9 protein-coding genes are annotated in these 12,053 nt (G+C 43.4%); 2 read left to right on the top strand and 7 right to left on the bottom strand.

Annotated features, from left to right (window positions below; all coding sequences use genetic code 11):
* The first annotated feature begins 1 nt into the window (after window position 1).
* Both R7044_RS05805 and R7044_RS05800 read left to right on the top strand, forming a co-directional pair.
* Window positions 2-1,777: an ABC transporter transmembrane domain-containing protein gene (locus R7044_RS05805; RefSeq protein ID WP_042522895.1), complete on the top strand. Its 1,776-nt coding sequence runs from the start codon at window positions 2-4 to the stop codon at window positions 1,775-1,777.
* 251 nt (window positions 1,778-2,028) lie between these two features.
* A complete protein-coding gene (locus R7044_RS05800) occupies window positions 2,029-2,577 on the top strand; it encodes a hypothetical protein (RefSeq protein WP_005377712.1) in 549 nt (182 codons plus the stop codon).
* Between the two features lie 42 nt (window positions 2,578-2,619).
* Here the strand turns inward: R7044_RS05800 and R7044_RS05795 are convergent, their stop codons facing one another.
* From R7044_RS05795 to R7044_RS05765, 7 genes are all read right to left on the bottom strand, one after another.
* Window positions 2,620-4,842 (bottom strand): TonB-dependent siderophore receptor, encoded by a 2,223-nt coding sequence (locus tag R7044_RS05795; RefSeq protein ID WP_225455406.1) that lies wholly within the window; start codon window positions 4,840-4,842, stop codon window positions 2,620-2,622.
* A 200-nt stretch (window positions 4,843-5,042) separates the two neighbouring features.
* Complete coding sequence (gene fhuB, locus R7044_RS05790; RefSeq protein ID WP_005389078.1) at window positions 5,043-7,019, bottom strand: Fe(3+)-hydroxamate ABC transporter permease FhuB; 1,977 nt, start codon at window positions 7,017-7,019, stop codon at window positions 5,043-5,045.
* Window positions 7,016-7,900, bottom strand: a complete 885-nt coding sequence (locus R7044_RS05785; protein WP_054574124.1) for an iron-siderophore ABC transporter substrate-binding protein — start codon at window positions 7,898-7,900, stop codon at window positions 7,016-7,018. The genes fhuB and R7044_RS05785 overlap by 4 nt, the downstream gene beginning before the upstream one ends.
* An 11-nt stretch (window positions 7,901-7,911) precedes the next feature.
* A complete protein-coding gene (locus R7044_RS05780) occupies window positions 7,912-8,676 on the bottom strand; it encodes an ABC transporter ATP-binding protein (RefSeq protein ID WP_005377721.1) in 765 nt (254 codons plus the stop codon).
* 324 nt (window positions 8,677-9,000) lie between these two features.
* Entirely contained in the window at window positions 9,001-9,219 is a 219-nt protein-coding gene (locus tag R7044_RS05775; protein ID WP_005377723.1) for a hypothetical protein, read from the bottom strand.
* 87 nt (window positions 9,220-9,306) lie between these two features.
* On the bottom strand, window positions 9,307-10,431 hold the full coding sequence (locus R7044_RS05770) for an HD-GYP domain-containing protein (protein WP_033905239.1): 1,125 nt from the start codon (window positions 10,429-10,431) through the stop codon (window positions 9,307-9,309).
* A 274-nt stretch (window positions 10,432-10,705) separates the two neighbouring features.
* Window positions 10,706-11,911: an aromatic amino acid transport family protein gene (locus R7044_RS05765; protein WP_033905238.1), complete on the bottom strand. Its 1,206-nt coding sequence runs from the start codon at window positions 11,909-11,911 to the stop codon at window positions 10,706-10,708.
* Window positions 11,912-12,053: the final 142 nt, after the last annotated feature.

Below are 12,053 nucleotides of genomic sequence, written 5' to 3'. Positions count from 1 at the left end.
AATGAACCAGACCAGCACGTTTAAACGGTTAATGTCTTACCCATTATCTCAACCAAAGCCAATGATTAAAGGACTCGCCTTGCTGTTTATTGCAGCGTTAGCTAGCGCCGGCGGCCCTTGGTTGATTCAATATTTCATTGATGAGCACATCGCTAAAGGTGACTATTCACAAAATGTTCTGATTTCGCTAGCAGTAGGTTATATCGCTCTTCAGATCGTATCGGCAACATTCCAGTATTTTCAGTCATTGCAATTTAGCATTGTCGCGGCTAACACGATCAAAGCGATTCGTAAGCAAGTATTTTCTGGCGTGATTAAGCAGCCGTTATCTGCGTTTGATTACACTCCTGCTGGAAAATTGGTGTCGCGAATCACCAACGATACGGAATCTTTACAGCAATTTTATGAGCTTTTGATCGCGACCGTGGTGAAAAACGTGGTCATGATTGTCGTAATGCTTGGCGTTATGTTTTTCATGAGTTGGAAGCTCACACTCGTTGTGCTTGTATTGCTGCCGATCGTCATCGGCTTTATGTACTTGTTTAAGCAGCTAAGTACAGAAAGCTACCGAAAGATGCGTGACCTATTGACCGATATAAATGCGAATCTGAGTGAATCCATTCAAGGGATGAGTGTCATTCAATTAATGCAACAAGAAGAGCGTTTTAATAAACAGTTCAACGAGCTAACCGCAGAGCATCTGGTGGCATCTAAACGAGTGATTCGGCTAAACGGCTATCTGCTAAGACCATTAATGGACTTACTCGCTGGTCTTGCGTTGCTTTGCTTGGTTGCGATCTTTGGTTTTAATGGTATTGAGTTGATTGGTGTGGGGGTACTGTATGCATTTATCAGTTATCTTGCGCGAGTTACTGAACCACTAATTGAGATGACTCAGCAACTTGCTCTACTTCAGCAGGCGTTAGTATCAAGCGAACGTGTTTTTGAATTAATTGACGCGAAAGAACAAACTTACGGGGACAATCATCAACCATTAAGGTCAGGTGCTATCGAACTTAGAGATCTCACATTTAGCTACGATGGTAAACAGGACGTCCTAAAAGACATTTCGTTGAAGGCCAACCACCAAGACTTTATCGCGCTTGTCGGGCATACAGGAAGCGGTAAAAGCACATTAGCGTCACTGTTAATGGGCTTTTATCCAACGCAATGTGGCGAACTGCTCATAGATGGTCGTCCACTTAAAACATTAGGGAAAGACGTACTTCGCAAAGATGTGGCAATGGTCCAACAAGATCCACATATTCTCCCTGCTTCAGTCAGAGAAAACATCTCTCTCAGTCGGGCGGTTGATGACAATCAAATATGGGATGCGTTAGACAAGGTAGGTTTGGCAGAACAAATTCATCGTTACCCTAACGGGCTAGACACGCAGTTAGGTCAAGGCGAAACTAATTTATCTGCGGGTCAGAAACAGCTTTTGGCGTTAGCACGTGTGCTTGTGGTAAAACCTAAGATATTGATATTAGATGAAGCAACCGCAAATATTGACTCAGGAACAGAGGCTTTAATCCAAAAGAGCTTGGCGGTACTCAGACAAGACATGACGCTCGTTGTTATTGCTCATCGGCTTTCAACTATCCTAGATGCAGACCAAATCATTGTTCTTCATCATGGGGAGTTAGTTGAGAAAGGCACACACAAAGCACTCTTAACGCAAAATGGTCGTTATGCTCAAATGTATCAGTTACAGCAAGCAAACCGACATCTACAACAGATTGAAGAAGACACCAAGCAACTCGAAGAAGCGGTGTGATTTTATGCCCGTGCCTTCTTTTTATTTAGTTGGTATGGGCATAATTGGTGTAACTTCAAAATTTAGCCTTGTTAGCTTCCAATTTCTTCATAATGTGAACTAATTTTCTATTTCTTACCTATTATTGACATAACCCCTCGCTATATCACGCAAGGTCGTTGTAAAATCGTACGGTACTTAAGTCTACTGCCTGTGGCATTGGGCTGAATTCCGCTTTCTAATTATGCACATTAATCTCATGACACAAGTCCATGGACAAAGATAAGTTTACTAACATCTATCGCTTGCCTGGTTCGATTCAAATTCGTATCGGTAAATGGCAAAAGACGTTCCGCGGCACCTCTGATTTAGTTTTACATCAGGCGCTAATGGAGCGTAATAAGCAATTTAAGAAGCCAGACTTTTTACCTAAAGGCTGGTGTGTCACTCCTATTGATGAAAACGACATTACCATTACGCATCACGGTAAATATATCCAAACCGTTATGCGCACAATGCTGGACAGAAAGGTCTCATACAAGCGACTGTTCCTATCTCGGATGAGTCTCGAAGATGGTGAAAAAGTGCTCCACAATTACAAGCTGGAGTGGGTAAGAAAACATAACCAGATCGCCAAAAAGTACAATCAAATTAAAAAGAAACAATATATGAACTTTGCAAGAGAAGAAGAGGAAACCCTCTACCCTTCGATTCCAAAGGGTGAGTTTGACAAAACATTATGGAACAAACTTGTCGTATCATCGTTTGGTCCGCAGAAAAAGTACAAAAACCCGCACTTTGTCCGTAAAGCCGATTTCTAAATAAACACCCCTAAAGTTAGGGGTGTTTATTTATACGTTAACTCACCAGTCGTAAGTTAAACTTGCAATAACATTTTGTCGGTCGCCATACCAACAAAAACCATCACATGTCGCTATGTACTTTTTATCCGCGATGTTTTTAGCTGCGACTTGTAGCTTGTAATCGCCGATTCGATAACTGACCGTCGCATCCATTAAGAAATAACTTGGTACTTTTAGTCTCTCTTCATTGTCTCCGTATGACTCACCTGTATAGCGCGCGCCTAAGCCAACAGCAAAGCCATCAAGAGGTCCATCAAAGAAACGATAATGTGCCCAAGCTGATGATACGGTATTCGCCACTTGGGAAGGTGTTTTGCCAACCCATGCCTTATTGATGTCTTCTTTTATCTCTGCATCAACGTACGCAATGTTCCCGATCAATGTTAAGGATGGTGTCACATTAGCTACAGCTTCAAACTCAACGCCGTTATTTTCTATTTTTCCTATTTGCGTTAATTCACTCAAGTAGATACGAGCCAAGTTTTCTTTTGTTGCCCGATACGTTGCAATATTGAAATAGCCATCAAATGAATCCGGTTGGTATTTCATACCGATTTCAAATTGATCACCGCTTTCAGGCTTCGCTGGCTTACCATTGCTGTCTTCTTGAATAATTGGATCAAAGTACTGAGAGTAACTAAAGTATGGCGTGAAGCCAGAATTAGAAATATAAGCCGTTCCCACGCTAAACGTCCACTCTCCATGATCGACTTTCGTGCGAGCACCCGTGGTAACATTATGTACTTCATTACTTGTATCGTCGTAACGTGCGCCCAATAACATCGCCCATTTATCGTTGATCAGCATATGATCTTGAAAGTAGACGCCGAGCTGCTGATTATCGATTTTCGTTCTTTGCTTATCGGTTTCGCTCAATGGTTGTAGCGTATTCGGATCGAGTAACATTATGTTATCCGAATAAGTAGGATTAAATACATTAAACCTAGGATCGGGCAAAGCTCCCATTGGTGTGTTTAATAATGCATTACCATTAGCAACTATAGGGTCATTGGCAAAATCTTTACCATCGATACTGATCATTTGAAAATCTATGCCCAACATCAAGTTATGCTCAACACTTCCCCAATTTACTTGGTGCATCAAACGATTATCGATATTAAAAGCATCAGATGACCCATCTTCTGTTGAAGCACCCCGAAGTATGGTTTTGCGTTCATTTGATGGGTCCAAAACCGGCCCCAACGCAGGCACATCAGCCGAGTAAACGTACGAATACATTTGTCTTAGCTTAACATCCATTTCGCTGTAACGAGCTGCTTGAATAAATGAAGTGGTATCATTAAATGCATGAGAAAACTCATAGCCTAAAGACACCTGCTCACGCTCAAACGTCTCCCAGTTAGGATTGCCTATCGCTAAACTATCACTGATCTTTCCATTTTTGTTTGGCGTTAACGTTCCTTCAACTGGCAAAAATTGCAGATAAGGATCTGAGTCGTCTTTTTGATAGCTCGTTAGAAAGGTAATTTCAGACGCCTCACTAAATTTGTACGTCATCGATGGAGAGAGAAGAATGCGCTCTGCTTCTACCCCACTAATTCTCGTCCCATTTTTTCTCGCTAACCCTTGAAAGCGGAAAGCTAGCTGCTCACTCACCTCAGAGTTTACGTCAAGAGAAAGTTGTTTACGGTCTTCAGAACCGTACTCCAAAGATACAAGTCCTGACCCCCCATCAAATTGAGGTCGCTTACTGACAACATTGATGACCCCACCAGGAGGGTTTTGCCCATAAAGAACAGACGCTGCACCACGTAAAACTTCAACCCTCTCTAACGCAAACGGATCTATTTGCCAACTATAGAAGCCAGAAGAATATAAACGGGTACCATCTTGATACAACCCACTGTTCGCCTGTTTAAAACCACGAATAATAAACCAATCTTGCTTGTTATCTTCGCCGAAATAATTAGTTTGAATGCTTGGTGTGTACTGTAGTGCGTCAGAAATGCTAATAGAGGCACGATCATCCATTTGCTCTCGCGTAACAACAGACACCGCTCTTGGAGTCTCATTGATAGCAATATCAGTTTTCGTCGCTGCCCGACTCTTCGCTCCGAGATAACTAAAATCAGGACCAACTGCACTGTCTTGCTGCTGTCCAATCACAACTATATTTTCATCTTCCTGAGCCAAGACATTTGGCGTTGATAAAGCTAATACAACCGCCATCGACGTTGGTGTCAGCATAAACTGCCGAGTCATATTCTTCTCCTTTTTGTCGGCAGCCAAACCAACCCTTCATGACTTCAGCGACCGCTGAAAGAAAAGCGAGTTACGGCATCGCCAGTTGTTTCCGTAAAAGACAAACCAGAGGTTTTGCATAAAGCACTCGCATAGGTTACGAATGCCACTACGAGTGCTTATTTGTATAAGTACTTTCTTGGTTGAGGCTTAACTCATCTCTATAAACGGCGTAAACCCCACATTAAATACAAACCGCCAATGAGAGACGCCATAAGTCCTGTTGGTATTTCTTGCGGGTAAAGGACCTGTCGTCCCAACCAATCAGCCAACAACATCACCCCTGCCCCCAGTATCGCGGCGCATAACATGTGTTGTGACGCTTTGTTAAAACCAAATAAGCGAGCTAAATGCGGAGCCAACAACCCAACAAAGCTAATCGGGCCAACAACCAATGTCGCACTGACCGTGAGACAAGCAACTAAAAGAAGCAGTATTGCGCGTGAACGATCAACTCGAATTCCAAGTGCTTTAGAGGAAGCGGCACCGACAGGAAGAATATCTAGCCATCTTACGCAGAGAAAACTCAACCCTATAAAGACAAGCGCAGATAAAGACAATGGGAGTAACGTTTCAACCGAGACATAGTAGGTAGACCCAGACAACCAAGCCAATGCTTGATAACTTCTTGGGTCACCAGTGGCTAGAATAAAGCTCTGTATTGCATTCATCAGTGCGGTTATCGCAATACCAGTCAACAAAATACGCTCCGGCTGAAAGCCTGACTTACGGTTTAGCAGCACAATGACTAATACCGTCGCTAATGCGCCTACGAGCCCGCCTAGAGAAAGAGTGAAAATTGACGAACCAAACCCAGTAAACATCGCGATGATCAATCCCATCGCTGTCCCTGAACTGATACCGATCACTTCAGGACTTGCCATTGGGTTTCCACTTAGGCGTTGAATCATGGTTCCAGCAATCGCTAACATTGCCCCCGCAATTGCTGCTGCAAATAATCTAGGTGCGCGCCACTCCAAAAAAATCCAATTTTGGCTAGCAAATAAGTTTGCCCACCCTTCATTTTGCACAGCAACCGTGGCAAAAAGAACAACAGAAATTAACGTGCCGATCAACGCCAATGAGATCGCTTTAGGGTTTAGCTTGTAAACATGTTCACGATGTCGAGTTAACACTGTTTGAGTATGGCCCTGCGTCTTTTGTGATAAGCGAGGTAACAGCCATAACAGTAGCGGAGCGCCCAGTGCAGCGGTTGCTGCTCCCGTTGGTATAAAACTCGCCATTAGCCCTGGCAGTTGCTGAATAACCAAATCGGTTAAAGTCAATAACATGGCACCAATAAGCATTGATACCCAAAGCTTATGCTGGACTTTATTGATACCTATCAATCGAGTAATCGCTGGCGCCGCTAACCCGATGAAACCGATGATTCCTACGGCAGAAACCACCCAAGAAGTGATTAACACCGCAAGCCCAAGACAGACAAAACGCAACTTAGCTAGCGAGACACCTAAACTCTTGGCACCTTGCTCGGAGAGTTCCAACAGACTTAACGGCTTTGCAATCACAAATGCAACGACCGTAGCAAGTGCGATTCGAGGGGCAAGATACGAGAAATCTCCCCATCCACTCTGAACAAGCGAACCGGCTCCCCATATCATTAACCCATTCAGCTTTTCGGTATTCATCATCAGAATAACCGTACTTAATGATGCAAAGTACAGGTTTATCACTAACCCAGAAACGACGACAACCGTTGGAGATAACGCTCGTCGCCATGACAACAGCATCACCAACCCCATCGATATCACACCGCCGATGAGAGCAACCAAATTAGGCGCGATATCCAACATCCAAGGTGCGAATAGCGTAGCTAACATCAAAGCAAAACTTGAACCGCTCGCCACACCAAGTGTCGTGGGTGAAGCGAGAGGGTTACGCAGCACTTGCTGCATCAATACCCCAGCAACCGCTAATCCAGCACCAGATATAATCGTGGTGAAGACTCGAGGCCACCAGCTAAAGTGAAGTAAAACAGAATCGATAGATTGAAAGTTAGGCTCCCATAAACTGCTTAGAGCTAACGAAAATGAGCTTACTTGGTACAATTGGAAAGCACCAATAGAAAAGGTAAATGCCGAAAGTAACACCACAAAGCTTAAAGGCATCGTTTTCATTGTGTTAACTCCTCGACCTTACTCGCCGTAACTAACTCTGCGAAACGGAGGGCTGAAGGCATAGAACCAAAACTCCAAACGGGCGCGACTTGCATGACCTTTTCACCAGATTGTTGAACAACATATTGCCAAAATGGGTCTTGAGAGAGCTGCTCCGCTCCACCATAAGGTAATGGCTCTACGATAACGATTTGAGCTTTTATGCCAGCTAACTTGTCGATGCCAACTAGGCTGAAGCCCCAGCTATTCGTCTTTTCATTCCATGCATTACTCAGCCCAATCTTTTCGATAGCCTGGGAGTAAAGACTATTTTGACCAAAAACACGTACGTGCTTTGTATCCATAAACTGAATCATTAAAAGCGGCGGCTGGTCTTTGTTTATGCGCTGTTTTAATAAAGAGAAACGTTTTTCATATTGTTGGATAAGCGCCTCTGCTTCCGCTTCTCTTCCCAGCTCTTCACCAAACCTCCGAGTGAAACGAGTAAGTACCGACCAATCTGTAATCCCGCTTTCATATAAGTCAATCGTGGTAACGGGGGCAATATCGACTAAGCGATGCTTCATTGAGGAGAAGTACGGGGCAATAAAAATACGGTCAGGTCTGAGCTCGTAAATACGCTCTATATTGGGTTGAGTTCTTAACCCTACATCCTTAGTTTGAGGTGGTAACGGTGGCGATTTTACCCAAGCATCGTAATCTTGCCCTTGAGCAACGCCTACAGGTACGACCCCTAAAGCCAACATCGTTTCAGTTTGTGTCCAATCAACCGACATCACCCGAGGTGATGCGTCAGCTAGTGCTTGAAAAGAACTGACCAAAAGCGCACTAAGTGAGAGAGCGAAAGAGAAATGTTTAAGTCGAGTGTTTGTACTGCTCATTATTCCAACCTTTAGCTTGGCATCGCCACCGGATAACCCGCGGGGTGGTCAGAGATCATCATCTCTATCCCATATATGTCCCTCAACTTAGGTTCAGTAAACACCTGTTCAACATTGCCTTGTGCAATCAAATCACCTTGATGTAATGCAACGATGTAGTCGCAAAATCGTGCAGCCAAGTTGATGTCGTGTAATACGATAATAACGCCCAAGCCCAGTTCTTGACTGAGTTTAGAGATAAGCTTCAACATATCGACTTGATGGCTGATATCTAGCGCAGACAAAGGCTCATCAAGAAGCAAATACTCGGTTTTTTGGGCTAACAGCATAGCTAGCCACACACGTTGACGCTCTCCTCCAGATAACGTGTCCACTAAGCGATCTGCGTATTTTAGTGTGCCTGTCATCGCCATTGCTTCTTCAACAATGTCGTGATCTTTCTTACTCAAACGTCCAAGTAAACCATGCCATGGATAACGACCAAAACCGACTAAATCTCGACCTAAAATACTGTCGGTCACTGGAAGATGCTGAGGCAAGTAGGCAATGTGTTGGGCAAACTTTTTCGCTGAGAGATCGTTAATGCTCGTTCCATGCAGAACCACGTCACCAGCGGTGTATGGCTGTTGCTGTGCCAGCAACTTTAACAATGTGGATTTTCCTGAACCATTGTGTCCAACAAGAGCGTATGTTTTTCCGGGTTCAAATGTCACATCAAACGCTTTTAGCAATGACTTGCCTTCAATCTCAAACTGGAGTGCTTTAGCTTCCAACATCCCTACTTCACCTAATAGCCATTTACGAATAACAGTTATTCAAAGCTCTCATTCGTTGATCACGTTTGCCGTTCTTATTCAACAGAACGATTAATAAGGGAGGTTTTATATAACAACAAAGATACAAATGCAAACCGTTGTCATTATCATTACATAAACAAGACCATTGAGAGAATTGCTAAGTGTTAGTGATAATTTGCTCTGCTGAACTTCATTAGTAAATTATAGGCAGGTCAACGAGAGCAGCGGTCTCCCACTGCTCTCGCATAAATTTGAACGAATACTGCAGCGTATGAAGAAATGAAAAATGCCGCAGTGAATACATTAATGACGAGCGTCAGCGCCAAACTCTACTTCTTTATAGATATCGGCCAGCGACTTTTTACCTTGTTTGTCTTTGGCTGAACGCTTTTTCTTAGTTTGATAATGGTATTCTTGCTCCTGAAGTGCTTGTTCGTGCTCTTTTGCTGACTCAACAAACTCAGGATTTGCAAGTGCTTGTTGGCGTAAGCGGTTTACTCTTTCAAGGGTTTCCCACAACATACTTCACCTCCAAACTTATTACTGTATATAAAAACAGTATTGTTTAAATATTCCTCCTCGTCAACATTTCAACTTTGTTACTGCTCTTCACATTAACCCCAAGCCTGTATAGTGCTCGGGATATTTGTGGATGATTTGCTTTATATAACCTTGATGCTCTCGCAGAGCATCAACACATTCTCGAGATAACCACCCCTGATATACCCATTTTTCAAGTTCTAACAATGCGTATGGGATGGACCACGCTTGTCTATACGGATGGTGCGTTGTCATAAAATCAAAGGCATTCGCGGCAGCCGTAATTTGGGCGACTATTGGTATATCATCATTGGTTAAACCATAAGGATAACCAGTGCCATTTAAATTTTCGTACTGATAAATAATCATCTGCAAAAACAAAGTCACACTCGGGTGAACCGGATTTCCGATACGGGCAACTATGTCATCCGCTGAATCGATACAACGCTCAATATGTTGAATCAATATCGCCTCTTGTTCTTGAGAGTAATTTGTTCGGCGGCTAGCAATTTCAACTGGCAGCTGACTATCACCGAGCGCATGGAACTGAGCAAAAATACCAATATCTTCGACCATTTCGTCATTCAGGTGATAACGATCCGCTAACTGCGTTGCGATAATTTGACTGTAGTACTTCATGCGTTTGGTATGCGCGTAATACTCAGGTGAATAGCCTGGCATCATACATTGCATTCGGTTCGCTAGCGTTTCTATCGCATTGACTACTTGAGTTTCTGATTCAACCGCAAATCGAATCATTTCGAAATAAGGTTTAAGACCATTCAGCGCTTCTAAACTAAACGCATCACGTTGAGTGGAGTTCAAAAATACAAAACCAGTAAAAGCTTTGTTGTCATAACAAGGAATAGCAGCCGACGACTGATATCCGTGTTTGAGTAAAATTTGAACCCGAGGACAGTGCTTAATATCATGAAGGTCTTCGACGATACGAGGAACCGCGTTTTTAGAGGCAATATTGAGGTGGTGGAGTTTACGGAATGCTGATTCGTGATGGGCTAAACACCAAGTGTCGAACTCACTTTCTGCAAATGATTTGAGCACATCTTGGTCTGGGTGATATTTTGCAAATGACACCCTATCAATACATGGCAAGTGCGCCTGCATCCTGCCTTTTAGCGTTTGCAGTTGCTCGTTAAGCGGTTTTGCAAACGGGTAAAAACTCCGGTGCGCCATGCTTCACCTCCACACCAAAGCAGAGAAACAAGAAAAGCTCATTGTGTTGCAAATTCAATGGTATTTTGAGCGGTTTTCTCCACTTAAATTATCGATATACCACAACTTAAGTGTACGAAATAAAAGCACATTTCTACCAATTTTTTCACCGGATATCTTACGGTAATTTGATCCAGATTAAAAAAGCCAACGAGCGAAACTCGTTGGCCTAACAATACTGATTGATTACGATGGATTCAGTAACTAGAAGTTATTCAAAGAACGTTCTAAACAACTAGCCTAGAGCAGGAAGCACACCCAGCGTAATTAACACCTGAGCGAATACGATGCCAGTGCCAGCGATGCCCGTTATCACTAACGCACCTTGACCACCTGCGACGCGGTACTCCCCAGTAAAATCATCCGATTTACGAACCTTGATCACCATAACCAAAGGCAAAAAGATGGCTAAAATCGCTAAGGCAATCGCTGCATAGCCCAAAGCCATAATAAAGCCTTGAGGATAGAAAAGTGCGAAGCCTAGCGGTGGAGTAAACGTCACTAGTGCCGCAATCAAACGATTAGGCTTATCGTTACTTCCTTTGATGGTATCACCCAAAAATTCGAATAGACCCAAACTCACGCCAAGGAACGATGTCAACAATGCCAAGTCAGCAAACACACCAACAATGCTACCCAAATTTGATTGGTGTACTGTCTGAGATAGTTGACCAATCAGTGCGCTCAACCCTCCGTTCTCAACAAGCGTACTTTGGCTAACCACACCCAACGTCACGATTTGCCAAAAGATATAAATAACGAGTGGAATCGTCGAACCAATAATAACGGCTTTGCGTAAAGAAGAAGTGTCACCGTCTAAGTAATTCACAATTGCAGGTATACTTCCGTGGAAACCAAACGAAGTAAAGATCACCGGAATCGCCGCTACAACAAGGCCTTGTTCGATTGGCATACTTAACAAGTAAGATTCCGTAACGTTTGGAGCAAGAAAAGAAAGCACCGCAACCATCGCAATGAGCTTCATCGCGAACAGAACTCGGTTTACTTTATCGACCGTACCGGTACCCACTGTCACAACTAAAGTCACAATCAAGGTAAAGATTATCGTTGATGTAGGCCCTGAAATATCGAGGTCAAACCATTGTGCAAGGCGGTCTCCGAACTGAGCACCACCGCCAGCGATATACGCTGCACATAATGAGTAGAAAAGAAACAACATCGCAAAACTTGCCACCCACTTGCCTTTTTGACCTAGGATCTGTTTCGCCAAAGTATGAAGTGTAGCACTACTCTCCGCATGTTGATGAAGCTCAAGCATAAGCAAGGCAGTGAAAGCCATCAGAGCCCATAAGCCTAGCATGATGATAATAGAAGTTGAAAAACCAATGCCGGCAGAGGCAAGTGGAAGCGCTAGCATACCAGCGCCTATTGTAGTGCCCGCAATAATTAGCGTACTACCGAATACTTTAGAACGACTCATTGTATATTAATCTTTACACTTTATTAGAAATTATCAGTATTAGATCGGGCAACGGCGCACCGAAACCAACACCATATTTGTATTGCCGTCGATATTGTAGGATCTTTAGCAGAATATCAAGCAAAGTGTAAGGATAAAAAAC

It is taken from the genome of Vibrio sp. 1402, assembly GCF_033340275.1.
This window is presented reverse-complemented; position numbering and strand designations above follow the sequence as displayed.

What these genes read in the sequence shown, in the direction of transcription:
- R7044_RS05805 (WP_042522895.1), top strand. Translation starts at nt 2, where the DNA reads ATGAACCAGACCAGCACGTTTAAACGGTTAATGTCTTACCCATTATCT.
- R7044_RS05800 (WP_005377712.1), top strand. Translation starts at nt 2,029, where the DNA reads ATGGACAAAGATAAGTTTACTAACATCTATCGCTTGCCTGGTTCGATT.
- R7044_RS05795 (WP_225455406.1), bottom strand. Translation starts at nt 4,842, where the DNA reads ATGACTCGGCAGTTTATGCTGACACCAACGTCGATGGCGGTTGTATTA.
- fhuB (WP_005389078.1), bottom strand. Translation starts at nt 7,019, where the DNA reads ATGAAAACGATGCCTTTAAGCTTTGTGGTGTTACTTTCGGCATTTACC.
- R7044_RS05785 (WP_054574124.1), bottom strand. Translation starts at nt 7,900, where the DNA reads ATGAGCAGTACAAACACTCGACTTAAACATTTCTCTTTCGCTCTCTCA.
- R7044_RS05780 (WP_005377721.1), bottom strand. Translation starts at nt 8,676, where the DNA reads ATGTTGGAAGCTAAAGCACTCCAGTTTGAGATTGAAGGCAAGTCATTG.
- R7044_RS05775 (WP_005377723.1), bottom strand. Translation starts at nt 9,219, where the DNA reads ATGTTGTGGGAAACCCTTGAAAGAGTAAACCGCTTACGCCAACAAGCA.
- R7044_RS05770 (WP_033905239.1), bottom strand. Translation starts at nt 10,431, where the DNA reads ATGGCGCACCGGAGTTTTTACCCGTTTGCAAAACCGCTTAACGAGCAA.
- R7044_RS05765 (WP_033905238.1), bottom strand. Translation starts at nt 11,911, where the DNA reads ATGAGTCGTTCTAAAGTATTCGGTAGTACGCTAATTATTGCGGGCACT.